General features: G+C 63.0%; 17 protein-coding genes and 1 pseudogene. 9 read left to right on the plus strand and 9 right to left on the minus strand.

Going from position 1 to position 21,336, the window contains the following annotated elements:
* Window positions 1-12 precede the first annotated feature (12 nt).
* The 7 genes from hda to P3T21_RS07945 all read left to right on the plus strand — a co-directional run bounded on the left by hda (window position 13) and on the right by P3T21_RS07945 (window position 5,464).
* Entirely contained in the window at window positions 13-765 is a 753-nt protein-coding gene (hda, locus tag P3T21_RS07915; RefSeq protein ID WP_429255367.1) for a DnaA regulatory inactivator Hda, read from the plus strand.
* Window positions 758-1,444: an HAD family hydrolase gene (locus P3T21_RS07920; RefSeq protein WP_429255368.1), complete on the plus strand. Its 687-nt coding sequence runs from the start codon at window positions 758-760 to the stop codon at window positions 1,442-1,444. The genes hda and P3T21_RS07920 overlap by 8 nt, the downstream gene beginning before the upstream one ends.
* Window positions 1,441-3,045 (plus strand): polynucleotide adenylyltransferase PcnB, encoded by a 1,605-nt coding sequence (pcnB, locus tag P3T21_RS07925; RefSeq protein ID WP_429255369.1) that lies wholly within the window; start codon window positions 1,441-1,443, stop codon window positions 3,043-3,045. The genes P3T21_RS07920 and pcnB overlap by 4 nt, the downstream gene beginning before the upstream one ends.
* A 47-nt stretch (window positions 3,046-3,092) precedes the next feature.
* A complete protein-coding gene (gene folK / locus P3T21_RS07930) occupies window positions 3,093-3,641 on the plus strand; it encodes a 2-amino-4-hydroxy-6-hydroxymethyldihydropteridine diphosphokinase (protein WP_429255370.1) in 549 nt (182 codons plus the stop codon).
* Entirely contained in the window at window positions 3,638-4,318 is a 681-nt protein-coding gene (locus tag P3T21_RS07935; RefSeq protein WP_429255371.1) for a deoxynucleoside kinase, read from the plus strand. Before folK ends, P3T21_RS07935 begins: the two co-directional genes overlap by 4 nt.
* A 31-nt stretch (window positions 4,319-4,349) precedes the next feature.
* Window positions 4,350-5,165, plus strand: a complete 816-nt coding sequence (gene panB / locus P3T21_RS07940; protein WP_429255372.1) for a 3-methyl-2-oxobutanoate hydroxymethyltransferase — start codon at window positions 4,350-4,352, stop codon at window positions 5,163-5,165.
* Window positions 5,166-5,329: 164 nt separating this feature from the next.
* The gene (locus P3T21_RS07945) at window positions 5,330-5,464 is read left to right on the plus strand and encodes a hypothetical protein (RefSeq protein WP_429255373.1); all 135 of its coding nucleotides are present in this window, start codon (window positions 5,330-5,332) and stop codon (window positions 5,462-5,464) included.
* Window positions 5,465-5,561: 97 nt separating this feature from the next.
* Here the strand turns inward: P3T21_RS07945 and pabB are convergent, their stop codons facing one another.
* The 8 genes and pseudogenes from pabB to hrcA form a co-directional block, all read right to left on the minus strand.
* Entirely contained in the window at window positions 5,562-7,460 is a 1,899-nt protein-coding gene (gene pabB, locus P3T21_RS07950; RefSeq protein ID WP_429255374.1) for an aminodeoxychorismate synthase component I, read from the minus strand.
* 25 nt (window positions 7,461-7,485) lie between these two features.
* Window positions 7,486-8,622, minus strand: coding sequence for a molecular chaperone DnaJ (gene dnaJ, locus P3T21_RS07955; RefSeq protein WP_429255375.1), 1,137 nt, complete (start codon window positions 8,620-8,622; stop codon window positions 7,486-7,488).
* Window positions 8,623-8,890: 268 nt separating this feature from the next.
* Complete coding sequence (gene dnaK, locus P3T21_RS07960) at window positions 8,891-10,843, minus strand: molecular chaperone DnaK (protein ID WP_429255376.1); 1,953 nt, start codon at window positions 10,841-10,843, stop codon at window positions 8,891-8,893.
* A 153-nt stretch (window positions 10,844-10,996) separates the two neighbouring features.
* Window positions 10,997-11,430 (minus strand): annotated as a pseudogene (locus tag P3T21_RS07965) (thioredoxin family protein).
* A 44-nt stretch (window positions 11,431-11,474) separates the two neighbouring features.
* Window positions 11,475-12,059 (minus strand): nucleotide exchange factor GrpE, encoded by a 585-nt coding sequence (grpE, locus tag P3T21_RS07970; protein ID WP_429255377.1) that lies wholly within the window; start codon window positions 12,057-12,059, stop codon window positions 11,475-11,477.
* Between the two features lie 505 nt (window positions 12,060-12,564).
* Window positions 12,565-12,972, minus strand: coding sequence for an RNA-binding S4 domain-containing protein (locus tag P3T21_RS07975; protein WP_429255378.1), 408 nt, complete (start codon window positions 12,970-12,972; stop codon window positions 12,565-12,567).
* An 84-nt stretch (window positions 12,973-13,056) separates the two neighbouring features.
* A complete protein-coding gene (gene hemH / locus P3T21_RS07980) occupies window positions 13,057-14,136 on the minus strand; it encodes a ferrochelatase (RefSeq protein WP_429255379.1) in 1,080 nt (359 codons plus the stop codon).
* 164 nt (window positions 14,137-14,300) lie between these two features.
* Entirely contained in the window at window positions 14,301-15,320 is a 1,020-nt protein-coding gene (gene hrcA, locus P3T21_RS07985) for a heat-inducible transcriptional repressor HrcA (RefSeq protein ID WP_429255380.1), read from the minus strand.
* A 255-nt stretch (window positions 15,321-15,575) separates the two neighbouring features.
* Between hrcA and P3T21_RS07990 the strand changes: the two genes are divergently transcribed.
* Window positions 15,576-16,523 (plus strand): NAD kinase, encoded by a 948-nt coding sequence (locus P3T21_RS07990; RefSeq protein WP_429255381.1) that lies wholly within the window; start codon window positions 15,576-15,578, stop codon window positions 16,521-16,523.
* A 130-nt stretch (window positions 16,524-16,653) separates the two neighbouring features.
* Window positions 16,654-18,321 (plus strand): DNA repair protein RecN, encoded by a 1,668-nt coding sequence (gene recN / locus P3T21_RS07995; protein WP_429255382.1) that lies wholly within the window; start codon window positions 16,654-16,656, stop codon window positions 18,319-18,321.
* A gap of 18 nt (window positions 18,322-18,339) precedes the next feature.
* Here recN and glnE read toward each other — a convergent pair whose 3' ends face one another.
* Window positions 18,340-21,132 carry a bifunctional [glutamate--ammonia ligase]-adenylyl-L-tyrosine phosphorylase/[glutamate--ammonia-ligase] adenylyltransferase gene (gene glnE, locus P3T21_RS08000; RefSeq protein ID WP_429255383.1) on the minus strand — a complete coding sequence of 931 codons (2,793 nt, stop codon included), beginning with the start codon at window positions 21,130-21,132 and terminating at the stop codon, window positions 18,340-18,342.
* Window positions 21,133-21,336 lie beyond the last annotated feature (204 nt).

Here is a 21,336-nt window from a genome sequence, read left to right on the forward strand (position 1 = left end):
CCGGCTTTTATTGTGCTTCGTCAACTGACGCTCGATCTCGGTACCCCACCGCCATCGACATTCGACAATTTCTTCGCCGGCACCAACGCCGAGCTGGTCACGCGTCTGCGTGAGCTTGAGGGCGCGCTCGCCATCGGCCCGGTCGCCGACCGCACGTTCTATATCTGGGGCGAAACCGGCAGCGGGCGTAGCCATCTGCTGAAAGCGCTCGTCGAGAACGCGCAGCCGGGACACGCGCGCTTCGCGAGTCCGCAGAGCGGCCTCGCCGCGTTCGCGTTCGACCCGAAGGTCGCGCTCTACGCAATCGACGACTGCGACGGCCTGTCCGGCGCGCAGCAGATCGCGCTCTTCAATCTCTTCAACGAAGTGCGCGCGCACCCGACGAGCGCGCTGGTCGCGACCGGCAACGCCGCGCCGATGGGCCTCACGGTGCGCGAGGACCTGCGCACGCGGCTCGGCTGGGGGCTGGTATTCCACCTTGCGCCACTGCCCGACGAAGGCAAGGCGGCCGTGCTGAAGCACGCCGCGCGCGAACGCGGCATCGCGCTGGCCGACGACGTCCCCGCCTACCTGCTCACGCACTTTCGTCGCGACATGCCGAGCCTGATGGCGCTGCTCGACGCGCTCGACCGCTTCTCGCTGGAACAGAAACGCGCGGTGACGTTGCCGCTGCTGCGCACGATGCTCGCGTCGCCCGATGGCGGCGCGGACCCTCGAACGGCTACGTCGTCACCCGCTTCAAGTAAAATGGGCCCCCATGACTAACCTCGCACTCTTCGACCTCGATCACACGCTCATTCCCACGGACAGCGACCACGAATGGGGGCGCTTCATGGTGAAGCACGGCATGGTTGATGCCGAAAACTTCGCGCGTGAGAACGACCGCTTTTTTGCCGACTACAAGGCCGGCCGGCTCGACATTCACGCGTATCTGATCGCGATGCTGACGCCGCTGGCGAAGTACTCGCGCGCGCAACTCGCCGAATTCCACCAGAAGTACATGCACGAAGTGATCAAGCCCGCGATCGTGCCGGCCGCGCTCGAACTCGTGCGCGTGCACCGCGACGCCGGCGACCTCTGCTGCATGGTCACCGCGACGAACGAATTCATCACCGGGCCGATCGCCGAAGTGTTCGGCGTCGACAAGCTGATCGCGTGCGAAGCGGAAACCGTCGACGGCCATCCGCATTCGGACTACACCGGACGGCCGACTGGCACGCCGAGCTATAAAGAAGGCAAGATTGTCCGTACCGAAGCGTGGCTCGCTTCGCTCGGCAAGACATGGTCGGATTTTGAGCGCAGCTATTTCTACAGCGATTCGCACAACGATATCCCGCTGCTCGAAAAAGTCACCGACCCGATCGCGACCAATCCCGACGACACCTTGCGCGCCCACGCGCAGGCCAAAGGCTGGCGCATCCTCGAACTCTTTCAACCCACGTGATCAAAAAATTCATTCGCAAGCTGTTCGGACAGAATCCGGCACCCACTGACGATGCCGCCGATGCCGCGCCGTCTCCCGCCGCAGACGAATCCACCGGCACACGCGCTGGCCGCGCCGCTGCCTCGGGTTCGCCGGCCAAAACGCGCCGCAAGCCCGCGCGTAGCGCTGCTGTCAAAGGCGTGCCCGACCCGGACGTACCCGTCATCATCTCGTCCGATATCCACGGCATCGATCCGTCGCTGATCTCGAAGAACGCGATCCGTGTCACCGAAGGGCTGCAGCAGGCGGGGCATCGCGCGTTTATCGTCGGCGGCGCCGTGCGCGATCTGCTGCTCGGCATTGCGCCGAAAGACTTCGACGTCGCGACCGACGCCACACCGGATCAGGTGCAAAAGCTGTTCCGCCGCGCGCGCATCATCGGCCGGCGCTTCCAGATCGTGCACGTGCAGTTCGGCCAGGAAATCATCGAAACGTCGACGTTCCGGGCGCTGGTCGATCCGCCGGCCGCCGACGCCGCGCCGCCGCGTCGCCTGAAGCGCGACGAACTCGACCGCCGTACGCACGCGGTCGACGCAAGCGGCCGCGTGCTGCGCGACAACGTCTGGGGCGAGCAGCACGAAGACGCCACGCGCCGCGATTTCACGATCAACGCGATGTACTACGACCCGGCTACGCAGACGGTGCTCGACTATCACAACGGTATGGCCGACATGCGCGCACGCCTGTTGCGCATGATCGGCGATCCGGCCACGCGCTATCGCGAAGATCCGGTGCGGATGCTGCGCGTCGTGCGCTTTGCGGCGAAGCTCGGCTTCGAGATCGAAGACAGCACGCGTGCGCCAATCGTCGAAATGGCTGACCTGATCAACAACGTGCCGGCAGCCCGTCTCTTCGACGAAATGCTGAAGCTGCTGCTATCGGGTCACGCGCTTGCGTGTCTGACCCGTCTGCGCAAGGAAGGTCTGCATCACGGCCTGCTGCCGCTGCTGGATGTCGTGCTCGAACAGCCGCAGGGCGAAAAATTCATCACGCTCGCGCTCACCAACACGGACGATCGTGTGCGCGCCGGCAAGCCGGTTTCACCGGGCTTCCTGTTCGCAACACTGCTATGGCACGACATGCAGCAGCGCTGGCAGCAATACGAAGCGAACGGTGAGCATCCAGTGCCCGCGCTGCATCGCGCGATGGACGACGTGCTCGACATGCAGACCGAGAAACTCGCGATCCACAAGCGCTTCTCGTCGGACATGCGCGAGATCTGGGGTCTGCAGTTGCGCCTCGAAAAACGCTCGGGTCGAGGCGCGCTGAAGCTGCTGGAACACCAAAGATTTAGAGCAGGGTATGATTTCCTCCTGTTGCGCTGCGAATCGGGCGAACTCGATGAGTCGGTCGGTCAGTGGTGGGCAGAGTTCATCGAAGGAGACATCGCCGCGCGCGAAGCATTGCTCTCGCAAGGCGGGAAGGACCGGACGCCCAGAAAACGACGGCGGCGCAGCAGTGGCGCCAGAAGCCGCAAACCGGGCGAAGGAATGGAGGGCGGCACGACCGCAGGAACGCGCGAAGCCAGCGATGTGAGCCCTAACGGCTCTCACGAAGACTGACCGGTTCCGGCACATGCCGTCGAACGTAAGTCGCAGGAAGTGATGCCATGACGGTTGCCTATCTCGGCCTCGGCGCGAATCTCGGGGACGCGCGCCAGACCCTGAAAGACGCTGTTGTGTGTCTCGCACAACAGCACACCATTGCCGTGCTCGCCAAGTCGAGCATGTATCGCACTGCCCCGATCGACGCGGGCGGCGACGACTATTTCAACTGCGTCGTGAAGATCGACACGACGCTGTCCGTGCGCCATCTGCTCGCGCTGTGCCACACGATCGAGCATCACTTCGGCCGGGAGCGTCCCTTTCGTAACGCACCGCGTACGCTCGATCTCGACATCCTGCTTTTCGGCGACCACTGTATAGAAGAGCCGGACCTGATCGTGCCGCATCCGCGTCTCACTGAGCGCGCATTCGCGCTCGTGCCGCTCGTCGAAATCGACGCGACGCTGGTCATCCCGCAGCACGGCCGTGCCGATGGACTGCTCGGCGCCGTCGCTTCACAGCGCATCGAAAAGATCAAATCGCCCTGTCAGTGTCCGGTACTCGGCGCGCTGACGGGCAAGAAAGCCGAATCGTCCGGAGGCAGCTGTCGATGAATTCAACGCCGCTCACCGTCGTCGCGCCTGACCTGCGAGCGCCCTTCCGCTATCTCGCGATCGAAGGTCCGATTGGCGTCGGCAAGACGTCACTTGTGCAACGGCTCGCGGAACGCTGGTCAATGCACGCGATCTACGAGCGGCCGCACGAGAATCCGTTTCTCGAACGCTTTTATCGCGACACGTCACGCTTTGCGTTGCAGACACAGCTTCACTTTGCGTTACAACGGGCACAGCAGGTGCGCGACATCGCGGCGACCTGGTCGACGGGCACGCCGCTCGTCGCTGATTTCATGACGCAGAAGAACGACGTGTTCGCGCGCCTCACACTGCCGGATGACGAATGGCAGTTGTATCGTGCGCTGGCTGCACGGGTCGACGTGTCGGGACCAGCGCCGGATTTCGTCGTGTATCTGCAGGCGAGCCCGGAAGTGCTGTTTTCGCGCATCCAGAAACGTGCGCTGCCGATGGAGCTGCAGATTTCCGATGCGTATCTGCGCGCGCTCTGCGACGCATACAACGAGTTTTTCTATCACTACGACGGTGCGCCCGTGCTCACGGTGAACGCCGAACATCTGAATCCGCTTGAATCGGACGCGGACCTTGCACTCCTGATCGAACGCATGGAATCGATGCGTGGTCGCAAGGAATTCTTTGTCAAAGGCACGTCGCTGTAAGCGGCGTCTCTCTTTATCTCCACGGACTGTCATGACCTATTTGCAGGAAACGAGCCGGAACGCCGTTACCGTGCCGAAACTGCAGGCAATGCGCGAAGCGGGCGAAAAAATCGCGATGCTCACCTGTTACGACGCGAGCTTCGCTTCGCTGCTCGATCGCGCGGGTGTCGATGTGCTGCTGATCGGCGATTCTCTGGGCAATGTGCTTCAGGGTCATTCAACGACGCTGCCCGTTTCGCTCGATGACATCGCGTATCACACGGCATGCGTCGCGCGTGCGAAGCCGTCGGCGCTGATCGTCGCGGATCTGCCGTTCGGCACCTACGGCACGCCGGCGGATGCGTTCGAGAGTTCCGTGAAGCTGATGCGCGCCGGCGCGCAGATGGTGAAACTCGAAGGCGGCGAATGGGTGACGGAGACGGTGCGTTTTCTCGTCGAGCGATCGATTCCGGTGTGCGCGCATGTTGGACTCACGCCTCAGTCGGTGCATGCGTTCGGCGGCTTCAAGGTGCAAGGCAAGACGGAAGCAGGCGCGAGCCAGTTGCTGCGCGATTCGCGCGCGGTGCAGGACGCCGGTGCGCAACTGATCGTGATCGAAGCGGTGCCGACGCTCCTCGCTTCTGAAGTCACCAAGCAGCTGACGATTCCGACGATCGGCATCGGTGCGGGTCTCGACTGCTCCGGACAGGTGCTGGTGCTGCACGACATGCTCGGCATTTTCCCTGGCAAACGTCCGCGCTTCGTGAAGGATTTCATGCAGGGGCAGACGGGGATTCTTGCTGCGGTGGAAGCGTACGTGCGGGCGGTGAAGGACGGGGCGTTCCCAGGACCCGAGCATACGTTCTGAGTGTGATGAGCGTGGCGCCGACGCGGGCCGGGTCGGCGAAATATCCGGTTGGCGGCGGTCGTTACTCCGCGAAAGGTTCGGGCGTTGCAATTCCAGGCCTCCGTCTTCGTCCTGTCGTTAACGCGACATTAAGGCGACGCTGTTGCGTGATGACGGAGACCACCATGAGCCCCTTCTGCCTGATCGACATCGCGGGCATTCGCGATCATTCAACCGTGCCGCATGACGTGCCAGAACCGGCGCGGCATACGCGGTTCACCGCGTGGATATTGAGGCTCTTTCATCACGGGCACGCTTGAGCATTGCGCGCCACGGCTTCAACCTGATGCCGTGCTGGGCCGGGTAGCGCGGCACGGCCGGTTGCCGCGCCGGGTCGAGCCTTGGGCTCCGTGTCGCTCAGCCGGCCAGCCTGGCCGCTACCGCACCGCGCAGCGCATTGCAGAGCATCAGTGCCTCGGCCCCCTCTACTTCTGTACGCAGCAGAACACGCTCGGCCGCCTGCAACTCGGCGTCTTCGAGCAGCACGCTGCGCATCACACCCGGCAACACGCCCGATGACAACGGCGGCGTCCACCACCGCCCATCCAGTTTGACGAAGACAGTCGTCCGGCCGCCCTCCGTCAATTCCCCGCGTTCGTTGAAAAACAGCATGTCGAAAGCGCCCTTCGACTCGGCTTCATGCCACGCCCGATCGTATTCCGCGCGACGCGTGGTTTTATGATGCAGCAGCACATCACCCGCCTCGGTCGGGGCGTAGCCGTAATCCGGCGCAAACAGCACGTCCACCACGTCACCCTGTAGTGGCGCCAGCGGTGCGGCTGTTAGATGCGTTGAGCCGCACTTGTCGACCGCAAGACGCATGCGGTGTGGCGTTTCTGCAGTTAGTTGCGTGCACTGCGCTCTGATCTGTTCACGCACTGCTGCTTCATCGAAACCAAACCCGAGGTACGTCGCACTCGCACTGATGCGCGCGATATGCCGACCCACATGACGCACGCCATTTTCGCGGGTCGCGTACATGGTCTCGAACAGCTGGAAGCCGGGGTCGGCTTCCGTCAGAAAGCGTGCTTTCAATCGACACTCCGCGTATTCGTCGGCAGCGACGCTATCGAGGACGATCCCCGCGCCGATGCCGAGCGTGCCACGCCGCAGACCGGTAGCAACCGGCGCCGGCGCATCGAGCGTCAACGTGCGAATCGCGACCGAGAGACAGAAGTCGCCGCACGCGTCATCTTTCTCGCGCGTTCCATCCATGGCGGGCGGCGCATCGAGCCAGCCGATCGCGCCGGTATAAAGACCGCGCGGCGTGCTTTCGAGCGCGTCGATCAGCTGCATCGTGCGATGCTTCGGCGCACCGGTAATCGAGCCGCACGGAAACAGCGCGCGGATGATGTCAGCGAAGGACGTGTGCGCCCGCAGTTGCGCTTCGACCGTCGATGTCATCTGCCACACCGACGCATACGGCTCGACGGAGAAGAGTGCCGGCACCTTCACCGACCCCGTTTCCGCGACCCGCGACAGGTCGTTGCGCAGCAGATCGACGATCATCACGTTTTCGGCACGATTCTTCGGGTCGTTCGCGAGGAATTCGGCGAGACGGCGATCGGCTTCGGCGTCGGCGGAACGCGGCGCCGTGCCTTTCATCGGCCGCGCATGCAGCGTCCGGCCTTCTTTCTCGACAAAGAGCTCCGGTGAACACGACAGCACCCACCGATCGTCGGACAATGCGATCAGCGCACCGTAGCGCACCCGCTGACGCGCCCGTAGCCGCCGATACAGCGCGAGCGGCGCGCCGAACACGTCGAAACCGAGCCGGTAAGTGTAGTTGACCTGATACGAATCCCCGGCACGAAGCGCTTCATGAACGCCGGCGATGGCCTGTTCGAATTCCGCATAGTCGACGCTTTCGTGCACGCCGCCTGTGCCTGCGATCGACGGCTGCCCCGCTCCGCCATCCCGCGCGGCGAGCCATGCATCGACCTCATCGCGCGACAGCTTTTCGCATCGTTCGAACAATAAAAAACGCAGCGTGGCATCGCCACGCTGCGTCCGTTCCGACCGGAGCCAATCCGCAAGAACAAGATTCCGGCCGAATTCATAGTTGCCGAGTACAACGGCATGCAAACCATCGCGCATATCAGCCGTGACAGCATCGCACACTGTGTCGAGCGTGGCGGCATCGACGCACACCCGCTCGTGCATAAAACCCGTGTACAGACGGCTCGTCCGATGTCCTGCAATCGAATCGCAGTCGTCGAGTAACGCGAACACGGTGCCGCGTTCGTCAGTCACCATGGGTACCACCAACTTCAGCCTGCCATTAATCGAAGAAGCTCTTCACCCGATCGAACCAGCTCTTGCTTTGCGGACTATGCCGCGCGCCGCCTTCGACAAGCGACTTCTCGAACTGTTGCAGAATCTCGCGCTGCCCTTCGGTGAGCTTGACCGGCGTCTCCACCTGCACGTGCACGTAAAGATCACCCGCAATGCTCGAGCGCAGCCCCTTGATACCCTTGCTACGCAGACGGAATGTCTTGCCCGACTGCGTGCCTTCCGGCACCGTGAAGCTCGCGCGGCCCGCTAGCGTCGGCACTTCGATCTCGCCGCCGAGCGCCGCCGTCGTGAACGGGATCGGCATCTGGCAATGGAGGTCGTCGCCGTCGCGCTCGAACACCGTGTGCTGCTTGATGTGGATCTCGACGTACAGATCGCCCGAGGGACCGCCGTTGATGCCCGGCTCGCCGTTGCCAGCCGAACGGATACGCATGCCGTCGTCGATACCGGCCGGAATCTTCACTTCCAGCGTCTTGGTTTCCTTGGTCTTGCCTGCGCCGTGGCAGTGCGTGCAAGGCTCAGGAATGTAGGTCCCGATGCCATGACACTTCGGGCAGGTCTGCTGGATGCTAAAGAAACCCTGCGACATGCGCACTGCGCCCGAACCGTTACAGGTCGGGCACGTTTCCGGCTTGGTGCCAGGCTTTGCGCCGGAACCATGACAGATCTCGCACGAGACCCAGCTCGGCACACGAATCTGCGTGTCGTAGCCATGCGCGGCCTGCTCGAGCGTGATTTCCATGCTGTAGCGCAGATCGGCGCCACGATACACCTGCGGGCCGGCACGGCCACCGCCACGTGCCGCACCGCCGGCCGCCTGACCGAAGATGTCGCCGAAGATATCGCCAAAGGCATCGGCAAAACCGCCAAAACCCTGCTGACCTCCGCCCATGTTCGGATCGACGCCTGCGTGACCGTACTGGTCATACGCCGCACGCTTTTGCGAGTCCGAGAGCATTTCATAGGCTTCTTTCACCTCCTTGAAATGCTCTTCCGCATCCTTGTTGCCCGGATTGCGGTCGGGGTGGTGCTTCATCGCGAGCTTGCGATAAGCCTTCTTGATTTCGTCGTCGCTCGCGTTCTTTGCGACGCCCAGAACCTCGTAGTAATCCCGTTTCGCCATTTCGGTTCAACGCCAGCCGCGCAATCCGGCGCGGCGGCTCCTTATGAATGCTGGAGTCTTGCGACTCGTCCGGCCGCGATTTTTGCCCGTTGCAACGAACAAACACCGCGCCCTCCATAAAACAAATGTGCCCGGCGAGCCCAAAAGGGCTCGCCAGGCGCGCTCATCGTTCACTCGCGGTCGTGCGCCCAACCAGGCACAGACCGTTCTGCAGCCGGGCTGCGCGCCGTTCCCGATGCGCAGCCTTGCGGTCGAAGTTCAACCCGGCTTAGTTTTTCTTCACTTCCTTGAACTCGGCGTCGACGACGTCGTCTTCCGGCTGGCTCGCGCCGCCTTGCGACTGACCCGCGCCTGCTGCACCGGAGGCGCCTGCCGCACCTTGCTGGGCGGCCTGCATGTCGGCGTACATCTTTTCGCCCAGTTTCTGCGACGACGTTGCCACCGCTTCGATCTTCGCTTCGATCGCTGCCTTGTCGCTCGAACCGCTCTTCAGCGCCTCTTCGAGTTCCTTCAACGCGGTTTCGATCTTTTCCTTCTCGGCGGCTTCGATCTTGTCGCCGTATTCGGTCAGCGCCTTCTTCGTGCTGTGGACCAGTGCGTCGCCCTGATTGCGGGCATCGGCCAGTTCACGCAGCTTGTGATCTTCTTCGGCGTTCGCTTCCGCATCCTTCACCATCTTTTCGATTTCGGCTTCGGACAGACCGGAGTTCGCCTTGATCGTGATGCGGTTTTCCTTGCCGGTCGCCTTGTCTTTCGCGCCGACGTGCAAAATGCCGTTCGCGTCGATGTCGAAGCTCACTTCGATCTGCGGCACGCCGCGCGGTGCCGGCGGAATGCCTTCGAGGTTGAACTCGCCCAGCAGCTTGTTGCCCACTGCCATTTCGCGTTCGCCCTGGAACACCTTGATCGTCACGGCGCCCTGATTGTCGTCAGCCGTCGAGTAGACCTGTGCGTGCTTGGTCGGGATCGTCGTGTTCTTGTTGATCATCTTCGTCATCACGCCGCCGAGCGTTTCGATGCCGAGCGAAAGCGGCGTCACGTCGAGCAGCAGCACGTCCGTACGGTCGCCCGACAGCACCTGGCCCTGAATCGCGGCGCCCACGGCGACGGCTTCGTCCGGGTTCACGTCACGGCGCGGATCCTTGCCGAAGAACTCCTTCACCTTTTCCTGCACCTTCGGCATACGCGTCATACCGCCGACGAGAATCACGTCGTCGATTTCGCCGACCTTCACGCCCGCATCCTTGATGGCCGTGCGGCACGGTTCGATCGTGCGTTCGATCAGTTCTTCAACCAGCGCTTCGAGCTTCGCACGCGTAATTTTCAGGTTCAAGTGCTTCGGACCCGACGCGTCGGCCGTGATGTACGGCAGGTTGATTTCAGTCTGAGCGCTCGACGACAGTTCGATCTTCGCCTTTTCAGCCGATTCCTTCAGGCGTTGCAGCGCGAGCACGTCTTTCGACAGGTCGACGCCCTGCTCCTTCTTGAACTCGCCGATGATGTAATCGATGATGCGCTGGTCGAAGTCTTCCCCGCCGAGGAACGTATCGCCGTTCGTCGACAGCACTTCGAACTGCTTTTCGCCGTCCACATCCGCGATTTCGATGATCGACACGTCGAACGTACCGCCGCCGAGGTCATACACGGCGATCTTGCGGTCGCCCTTTTCGTTCTTGTCGAGGCCAAACGCGAGCGCGGCCGCGGTCGGTTCGTTGATGATCCGCTTCACTTCCAGACCGGCGATGCGGCCCGCATCTTTGGTAGCCTGGCGCTGGCTGTCGTTGAAGTACGCGGGAACCGTAATCACAGCTTCGGTGACCGGCTCGCCGAGGTAGTCTTCAGCGGTCTTCTTCATCTTGCGCAGCACTTCCGCCGAGATTTGCGGCGGAGCCAGCTTCTGATCGCGCACTTCGACCCATGCGTCGCCGTTATCGGCCTTCATGATCTTGTACGGCATCAGGCCGATGTCTTTCTGCACTTCCTTTTCTTCGAAGCGGCGGCCGATCAGGCGCTTGACCGCGTACAGCGTGTTCTTCGGGTTCGTGACCGACTGACGCTTGGCCGGCGCGCCGACGAGAATTTCGCCGTCTTCCATGTAAGCGATGATCGACGGCGTGGTGCGCGCGCCTTCCGAGTTTTCGATCACTTTGACCGAATTGCCTTCCATGATCGCCACGCACGAGTTCGTGGTGCCGAGGTCAATACCGATGATTTTGCCCATTTTTCCTGATCTCCTGAACTTTGATCGCTGCGAAAAACGCGCTGTGCCCTCAAGGCTGGCGGCGCATTTCGCCTTCAATTCATACCTGCACTCAAAATGAGTGCATCCGCATCGTTTTCAAGACCCTGAATGCAATGCGGTCATTAATTTTTCTCAATCGCCTGCGCCCGCGGTGCGAATTTCCGACACGCCTGCATCGCTTTCCTTTCCGGCGGCCCGGATTTTCTCACGCGCCGCCGCGACGGCCGCCTCGAACTGCCCAAGGGCCATGCCAGCCGGTCGCCCGGCCGGACGCTTGCCACGATGGAAGAAAAACCACGTCGGCACGTCATGCAGCGGCGGCCCGGTTCGCGGTGCGCGTAGACGCTGCTGTGAAACCACTTGAGCCCGAGCGCACGGATGGCGTCCGGTAGCGCCAGCATCGCCTTCTTCGCGATTTCGCAGTTAAAAGCACCCGAAACCCCGGAAGAAGACGACCGCCAGTTCGTCGTCAGCTGATGCAAGGCCGGCGTCGAACGCGTATCGGCGCCCAGTTCCTGTATGTCGAAGACAGCGAACGCGGTGGCTTCGAGGGGGATACCGGCCATGACAGTTACGCTTCGCGCGCGGCCTGACAACGGATCGCGGCCGCTTACTTCGACGCCGCGTCCGGCGCCGCGACGGTCACGAGCGCCGGACGCAGCACGCGGTCGGCGATCACATAACCCTTTTGCAGCACGGCGACGACGGTGTTCGCTTCCTGATCGGCCGGCACCACCGAAATGGCCTGGTGACGATGCGGATCAAACTTCTCGCCGACCGGATTCAGAGCGACGACGCGACCCTTTTCCAGTGCGCCGGTCAACTGACGCAGCGTGAGCTCGACACCTTCGCGCACCTTCGTGAGATCGGCTGAGTTGTCGGCGAGCGCTGCTTCGAGGCTATCGAGCACCGGCAGCAGATGTTCAGCGAAGCTTTCGATCGCGAACTTGTGCGCCTTGGCGACATCGTCCTGCCCGCGGCGACGCACGTTTTCCGTCTCGGCCTTCGCGCGCAGGAAGCTTTCCTGCAGTTCGACGATCTTTGCCTGCGCTTCGGCCAGTGCGGCATCCGCGGGCGCAGCTTGCGCCGGGCTTTCCTGCTGCAGGGTCGAAGCAGCAGCATCAGCAGCCGTGCGACCCGTTTCGTCAGCAGGCGTGGGATTCTGGCTGATCGGATTCTCTTGCGTGTTTTCCATGTCGCTGAAAGTCGGTTAAAAAATAAATGGCATCGCGGCGTCTACATTTCATGCTCGCCCAAACAGGCGTTGCATAAACACGACAAGCCGCCGCTTATCGACGGTGCAGATGGGGCCCGAGTTGGCGTTTTCAAGGCCGCGAGGGCCCGAATTCGCACCGGGATCGTGCGGTGAAACTGGCCGTTACAACAATCACGCGGCCGTCATCAGATTGAGATTGAGCCCGATGCGCGACTGTCCTAAACTCCACTTAGACGTTCGAAAAGACACGTTTACCCTAACAGGTGTAAGCTTCGCTGCAACCCATTGCCTTAACTGCTTTACCACCCAGCCAGATCGCCGTTTCAATCCCGCATCTATGAGGGGAGTACCGTGAAACTGACCTTCGCAATCTCGGTGGTCGCTCTGGTACTTATCGCGGGTACCACGACCATCTGTATGTCCGGGGCCGTCAACGAAAGCACGACCGAATACGGTGGTGTGCATCAGACGATGGAAAACCTGTTCAATTCCCACCTGAAAGTTTGTCGATAACGCGCCGGTCACGCTTGGTCGGCCGTCCTTGCATGGCCGCGGCCGGCTCGCGATACGTCTTGCGTCGCTCCTGTTCCAGCAATCGCTTTTCCCTGCCTTCGGATGTTTCTGCGTAGAGCGTCTGCGCAATGGTTGCCGGACCCCGCACGTCGCAGATTCCCAGCACCTCCACCTGCCATAAAACCTGTTCGATCTGGATTTCGACCGGGTCGCCCACGCGCACATCCTTCGACGGTTTCACCGTCGCGCCGCCGATCCGCACGCGCCCTTTCTCGACAGCGTCCGCCGCCAGCGAGCGCGTCTTGAAGAAGCGCGCGGCCCAGAGCCATTTGTCGATGCGCAGACGCGCGCCCGGTTCAGTGTCAATCCTGTAGTTCATTGAAGCTTCCGTCCTGACGGGACGCCCCGCCCTGTGTCAACCCTTCTCAGCCCTTCTCAACCCTTCTCAACCCTTCTCAACCCTTTACGCCTGCGCAACCGCCGTTCCCTGCACAGGCGCCGGCTGGATCACCGGCCAGCCCTGCAGATGCTGCGCGACGATCTCGCCCAGCGCCGCGATCCATGCTGAAGACGCGTTGACGCAAGGGATGCGGTGAAATTCCTTGCCGCCCGCGTGCAGAAACTCGTCACGCACCTCAAGGCCAATTTCCTCGATCGTCTCCAGACAATCGGCGGTGAAACCTGGACAGAACACGTCCGCGCGGCGCACGCCCGCGAGACCGAGCTCTTTCAATGTCGGTGCCGTGTAGGGCTGCAGCCATTCAGCACGCCCGAAACGCGACTGGAACGTAATCCGGCATTCCACCGGCGACAGATGCAACGCGTTCATCAGCAGCGCGCCCGTCTGCTGGCATTGCTCGTGATACGGATCACCCAGATCGAGCGTGCGTTTCGGCACGCCGTGAAAACTGAGTACGAGCTTGTCGCCGTTCGCAAAGTCCGGATGGCCGTGCGTCTGCCAGTAATGGCGCACCTGCGCGGCCAGCGCAACGATGTACGCAGGATGATCGCAATAGTGACGCACCGTGCGGATTTCCGGCTGGTTGCGCATGCGCCGAAGGGCGACGAAGGCCTCGTCGAATGCGGTGGCTGTCGTGGACGACGAATACTGCGGATACATCGGCACCAGCAGCACGCGCTCCGCGCCCGACAGTTTCAGCTGGTTCAGCATCGCGGGAATGCCCGGCGTGCCATAACGCATCGCATAATCGACGATCACCTGATAGTCGTTCAGATGCAGCAGATGCCGCAGCGCTTCCACCTGCTTTTCCGTATGCACACGCAGTGGCGAGCCTTCCGGCATCCACACGGCCGCGTATTTCCTGGCCGACGCGCGCCCGCGAAACGGCAGGATCAGCAGACGCAGAACCACCTGCCAGACCACAGCCGGAATCTCGACCACGCGGGGATCGGACAGAAACTGCGCGAGATAGCGGCGCACGGCGCGAGGCGTCGGTGCATCCGGTGTGCCGAGATTGATCAGCAACACCGCGACACGATGTGACGTAGCGGACTGCGAAGGCCGCTCGAGATCGAAACGCATAGTCAGTTGGCCTGGTGGCGTGCTGCAGGGAAACGGTTCAGGTGAAGCCCATTATAGCGGCGCGGTTTTCCGCCGATAGCTGGCCATTCGGCCTATTGGCGCAGCGCGCGCCATCGCGCATCATCTGTCTCAAGAGATGCGCGACGAGCGGTGTGAGCCCTGTGCTATTGCTGGCTGAGGCTCATCGAAAGCAGCCGTGCGGTGATGTCGACGATCGGAATCACACGGTTGTAGGCCATGCGCGTCGGCCCGATCACGCCGAGCGTGCCGACGATCTTGCCGTTCACTTCGTACGGCGCTGTCACGACGCTCATTTCTTCGATCGGCACGAGATTCGATTCACCGCCGATGAAAATCTGCACGCCTTGTGCGTGACTCGACACGTCGAGCAACTGAAGGAGGCTGGTCTTCTGGTCAAACACATCGAAAAGCTTGCGCAGCCGCGCCATGTCCGACGAAAGGTCGGCGACCTCGAGCAGATTGCGCTCACCCGAAATCAGCACCGTCTCGCCGGGGTCGGTGTCGTCGGTGCTGGCGGTGACGGCTGCGTGCATCAACGTTGTCATGTCGCCGCGCAGTTCGTCGATTTCGTCGCGCAGGCGGCGACGCACTTCGTCAAACGAAAGGCCCGCGAAATGCGCGTTGATGTAATTGGAGGCTTCCACCAGTTGCGACGGCGAGAAGTCGCGCTGCGTCGCCATCATGCGGTTTTGCACGTCGCCTTCGGGCGTTACGATGATAAGCAGGATGCGCTTGTCGGACAGGCGCATGAATTCGATCTGCTTGAACACGTGGCTGCGCCGCGGCGTAAGCACGACACCCGCGAATTGCGACAGGCTGGACAGTACGCTCGCCGCTGCCGCGACGATCTTTTGCGGCTCGCCGCCCTGAAGCGTGGTTTTGACCGTGCGCATGACGGCTTCCTCGTCGGCGGCGGACTCGACGGTGAGCATCGTGTCGACGAAAAGGCGGTAGCCGCGCGGCGTCGGAATGCGTCCCGCAGAGGTATGCGGGCTGATCACGAGGCCGAGATCCTCGAGGTCCGACATCACGTTGCGGATGGTCGCAGGACTCAGTTCGAGGCCCGAGTAGCGGGAAAGCGTGCGCGAGCCGACCGGCTGACCTTCGGCGATATAGCGCTCGATCAGCGTTTTAAGGAGGGTTTGTGCGCGAGGATCTAGCATGACGGAAAATTTTAGCTCAACGGCGGCACTACAGGGAGCGATTACGGAACGTTTCGCGACATTTACAGGTTCGCGCGGCAACCTGTGCCTCGCGAAGTACGATGTCGCAGCGACACTCCGCCGGTCGGCTTGTCAACACTGGTTCACCATTCTAACGACAAACCCGCGCATACCGCGCGGCGGGTCCCTTCACCGCGCGACGCCCCGGCAGGTGGCGCCTGGAGCGGCACCTCGTGCCGCTCCGCTTCGGCCACAATGGGAAAGGTTCTTTTCGACGCACAGCTATGGTGTAATGCCGGCATGCAAGTAACCAGCCAGTTCAAGACCGTCGCGCTAGTCGGGCGCAGCAACACGCCAGGCATCGGTGAGCCGCTGACGGCGCTCGCCTCGTGCATTGCAAAGCGCGGCTTCGATGTCGTGTTCGAAGCGGAGACGGCCCACGAAATCGGCGTGACCGACTATCCGGCGTTGCGTCCCGCCGAGATTGGCGCCCGCGCCGACGTCGCGGTGGTGTTGGGCGGCGACGGCACGATGCTCGGCATGGGACGTCAGCTGGCGCCCTATCGCACGCCGCTGATCGGTATCAATCATGGCCGGCTGGGCTTCATCACGGACATCCCGATTTCGGACATGCAGGAAATCGTCCCGCAGATGCTCGCGGGCACTTTCGAGCGCGAAGAACGAACGCTGCTCGAGGCCCGCATTATGCGTGACGGCGAGGCGATCTATCACGCGCTGGCATTCAACGACGTGGTGGTCAACCGGAGCGGTTTCTCGGGCATGGTGGAACTGCGCGTCTATGTCGACGGGCGCTTCATGTACAACCAGCGCTCGGACGGGCTGATCGTCGCCACCCCGACTGGCTCGACGGCGTACGCGCTGTCGTCGTCTGGGCCGATCCTGCATCCGGAACTGCAAGGGCTCGTACTCGTGCCGATTGCGCCGCACGCACTGTCGAACCGCCCGATCGTGATTCCGGACGATTCAGCGGTCAGCATTCAGATCATTTCGGGGCGTGACGTGAACGTGAACTTCGACATGCAGTCGTTCACGGCGCTGGAACTGAACGACACCATCGATGTGCGTCGTTCGCGCCATACCGTGCCGTTCCTGCATCCGGTCGGCTACAGCTATTACGCGACGCTGCGCAAAAAGCTCCACTGGAACGAACACCCGTCGCTCGCGGACGATCCGCAGACCTGAACCGGCCACCGAACGATCGAATGACCAGATGACCGACATGCGCGACCGCGCAGGAACGCAATAGCGCAACAACCCAACCGCGCCGCCCGCTTCGAATTCGCCGCTAAAACAGCTAACCAGACCATACTCCATGCTTTGCCATCTCTCGATACGCGACTTCGTGATCGTCGCCGCGCTCGATCTTGAATTCGACAGCGGCTTTACGGTTTTCTCCGGTGAAACAGGTGCAGGCAAGTCGATCCTGATCGATGCGCTCGCGCTGGCGCTCGGCGCGCGAGCGGATGCGAGCGTCGTGCGCACGGGCGAGTCACGCGCCGACATCACCGCCGAGTTCGCGACCCACGCGCAGGTCGAACGCTGGCTCGACGAGCAGGCGCTCGGCGCCGATGCCGAAGACGCGCACGGCAGTACGGTCATGCTGCGCCGGGTGGTCGATGCGAACGGCCGCTCGCGTGCGTTCATCAACGGCACGGCGGCCACGCTCGCGCAACTGCGCGAAGTCGGCGAAATGCTCGTCGATATTCACGGGCAGCACGCGCACCAGTTACTGATGCGACCGGACGCGCAGCGCGAACTGTTCGACACGCATGCCGGGCTACTCGACACGGCGGCCAAAGTCACGCGCGCCTGGCGCAGCTGGCGCGAAGCAGCGCAAGCGGTGGAAACAGCCCAGACACGCGATCGCGAACTGCAACTCGAACGCGAGCGTCTTGCCTGGCAGCTCGCCGAACTTGACAAGCTCGCGCCGCAATCCGGCGAATGGGAAGAGGTCAACACCGAGCATCGCCGGCTCTCGCACTCGGCGAACCTGATCGAGGGCGTAGAGGCCGCGCTCGGCGCATTGTCCGAATCCGACGAGGCGATGATCACGCATCTCGGCTCGATCATCTCGAAGGTGCGCGATCTTGCCGAAATCGATCCTGCGTTGAACGATGCGCTCGCCGCGCTCGAGCCCGCCGAAATCCAGTTGCAGGAAGCGTCGTACTCGCTCTCGCATTACGCGCAGCGGCTCGAGCTCGATCCCGACCGGCTCGCCCAGGTCGAAAAGCGCCTCGAAGCATTGCATTCGATGGCGCGCAAGTTCCGTCTTCAGCCGGAAACCCTGCCCGAAGAACACGAAACCCGTCGGGCGCAACTCGCCGCACTCGATGCCGCTGCGGATCTCGACAGCCTCCGCGCCGCCGAAGCCAAAGCAAAAGAAGCGTATCTCGCCGAAGCAAAGGTACTGTCGAAGTCGCGCACGAAGGCAGCCAAAGCGCTCGGCTCGGCAGTCACGACCGGCATGCAGGAACTGTCGATGGCCGGCGGCAGCTTCGAAGCGGCGCTTGTGACGCTACCGGAAGGTGGCGCGCATGGCATGGAACAGATCGAGTTTCGCGTCGCGGGCCACGCAGGCGTACCGTTGCGGCCGCTCGCGAAAGTCGCGTCGGGCGGCGAACTGGCCCGGATCAGCCTCGCGCTCGCCGTGATCGCCAGCACGGCCAGTCCCACCCCGACACTGATCTTCGACGAAGTGGATACGGGCATTGGCGGTGGCGTCGCGGAAGTGGTCGGACGATTGCTGCATCAACTCGGACGCGACCGCCAGGTGCTGTGCGTCACGCATTTGCCGCAGGTCGCGGCGCGCGGCGATCATCACTTTCAGGTGGCGAAGGGCGGGAACGGCGAGGGCGGCACGACCAGCAGCGTCACGCCGCTCGACAAGTCGAGCCGCATCGAAGAAGTCGCGCGGATGCTGGGCGGCATCGAGATCACCGCGACCACGCGCAAGCATGCGAAGGAAATGCTGACGGCCTGAGGGCCCGCCCCGCCGCCCTCACCCAAACACCCGCCGCCACAACCCGAGCACCGCTTCCCGCTCCGCCTTCACCTGCTCCGGATCGACCCGCGCCTTTTCCATCCCGTCCAGACGCAGCCTGTGCTGCAGCTTGCGATACGTCCGGTAAGCCGCCCCCACTGTCTCCGCTTCTTCCTCGCTCATCAGACCGAAGCGCGACACCTCGCGTAGCAGCGCAATATTCCCTGTGTTGCGGATCAGCTCCGGATCACGCGCGGCGTGCAGCAGCACCCAGTACTGCACGGTGAACTCGATATCGACCATTCCACCTCGGTCGTGTTTCAGATCGAACAGTTCGGTCCGGTTCGGATGCCCCGCCGCGACGCGCTCACGCATCTCGACAATTTCCTTCGCGAGCAAAGCGGCATCGCGCGGCGTCGTCAGCACCTGGGTGCGGATCGCCTCGAACCGCGCGCCGATCTCCGCGTCGCCCGCACAGTAACGCGCGCGCGACAGCGCCTGGTGTTCCCACACCCACGCGGTGTTGGCCGCGTCGCCTTCGCGCAGCTGATAACGACGGAACGCGTCCAGATCGGTGACGAGCAGCCCCGATTCGCCATTCGGCCGCAAGCGCAGATCGACATCGAAGAGCGTGCCCGCGCCCGTTGCCATCGTGAGCCATGTGATGAGGCGTCGCGTGAAGGTGGCGTAGACGTCGGCGGCTGCATCGTCGGGGTCGTCGTAGAGGAAGATCACGTCGAGGTCCGACGCGTAACCCAGTTCCTTGCCGCCCAGCTTGCCGTACGCGATCACCGCGAAGCGCGGCACCTCGCGATGCCGTTTGGCGACCGTCTTCCAGACGGCTTCGAGCGTCACGTCGAGCACGGCGTCGGCGAGTTCGGAGAGCCTGTCGCTCACATGCTCGACGGTAAGATGCCCAGCCAGATCGATGAGCAGGATCCGGAATACTTCCGCCTGGTGCGCGTGGCGCAGCAGGTCCATCTGCTGCTCCACGCCGTCCGCCGCGGCGATCCGCGCACGCAACGTGCGCTTGAACTCGGGCCAGTCGAACGGGCTTGCGATGGCCTCGTCATCGAGCAGTTCGTCGAGCAGTTGCGGATGCCGGATCAGGTAACCCGCCGCCCAGCGCGAGCCGCCCAGCACCGACAGCACACGATGCAGCGCCACCGGATATTCCGTCAGCAGCGCGAGATACACGCCGCGCCGGCTCACCGTTTCGAGCAGATCGAAGAAGCGCGCGATCGTATCGCCGCGCCGCTCGGCCGGCTCCAGCGTGCGTGCGGCTTCGAGCGCGCGCTGCGCGACGATGTCGAAGCGCTGTCGGCTACGCTCGGCGAGCCCCGTATAGCGCGACGAACGCCAGACGGCACGCAGCCGGTCGAGCAGCTCCGCCGGTTCCGCGACGCCCAGTTCGACGATGCGCGCGCGCAGCGCTTCGTCGGCGCTTTCGTCATCGAGCGCGCTGCTCCAGACCCACACCGCCGCGCCGTCTTCCGGCGCGCCGCAGCCGTGCTGACCGTTCACCTTGTCGGCGAAAATCTGATCGAACTGCAGTTCGACGCGTTCGCGATGTCCGTCGAGCGTCGTCATCAGCGAGGCGTAATCGTCGAAGCCCATTGTCTTCGCGAGCTGCGCGCGTTCTTCGGGCTCGACCGGCATCGCGTGCGTTTGCGCGTCGCTACGGTATTGCAGCCGGTGTTCCAGGTCGCGCAGGAAGCGATACGCCTGCGAAAGCTCGACGCACACCGAAGGCGCGATCAGCCCGTGCGCCGCGGCGTGCCGCAGCACGCTCAACGTCGGCCGCACGCGGAAACCCGCGTCCTGACCACCGCGAATCAGCTGGAACACCTGCGCGCTGAACTCGATCTCGCGGATGCCGCCGCGTCCAAGCTTGATGTCGTCGGCCTTGTCGGGACGCATCGACGCGCGGCGCTGCGCTTCCTGGCGGATCTGCAGATGCAGCGAGCGAATCGCCGCGATCACGCCAAAATCCAGATAGCGGCGATACACGAACGGCGTGACGATCGCGTCGAGCTGCTTTGACAGACGTCGCGCCGCCTCGCTCTCGCTTTCCGACACGAGCCGGCCCTTGATCCACGCGTAACGCTCCCACTCGCGGCCCTGTACATAGAAATACTCTTCGAGCATGCCGAGGCTGCACACAAGTGGCCCCGAATCGCCATTCGGACGCAGCCGCATATCGACACGAAACACGTAGCCATCGGCGGTCACTTCGGCGAGCGCGGCGATCAGCCGTTTGCCGAGGCGCGTGAAGAAGTCCTGCGTCGCAATCGGCGAGCGCTGGCCGCCGGCCGTCTCGCCGTCCTCTTCGTAGAGAAAGATCAGATCAATATCCGACGACACATTCAGCTCGCGGCCACCCAGCTTGCCCATGCCGACCACGCCCAGCGTGAGGCGCTCGCCATCCGGGCCGTGCGGCTCGCCATAGAGCGTTTCGAGGTCGGCGGACAGGACGGCCAGCGCGCGCTGGATCGTCGCTTCGGCGAGATCGGTCATCGTGCCGGTGACTTCGGCGACATCCGCGCGGCCCGACAGATCGCGCTCCATCACGGCGCAGAAGACCTCGGTGCGTAACTGGCGAAGCGCCTTTTTCAGGGCATCTTCGGTGAGCGGCACATCGGACGAGGCACGAAGCTGGCCGGTCAACGCATCGAGCCGCGCGTCGATCTGTGCGCGGGTGACCGGCGCGGCAGCCAGTGCCGCCACGCGTGCCGCGAGTCCGGGTCGGGCCGCCACGGCGCGTGCCGCGTAGTGCGACCAGGCGGAACTCATCAAGGTGGATTCAGTCATCTAAGGTCTGGCTCGCTCGTTGCTACATCAATCGCGACATCGCACAACACGCACACCATGCACATCGCGCGGACAGGTTGAGTCCGGCGCAGCCATCAGCACGGCTTCAAAGGTGAGCTTCGCGCCATGTCATACCCCGTCGCAAGGCTTGCTGGCCGGACGTTTCACCCAACGCCCGTGGCCGCTGGCCCGTGTGTTACATTT

The organism is Paraburkholderia sp. GAS334, from assembly GCF_050436625.1.
Taxonomy (GTDB): domain Bacteria; phylum Pseudomonadota; class Gammaproteobacteria; order Burkholderiales; family Burkholderiaceae; genus Paraburkholderia.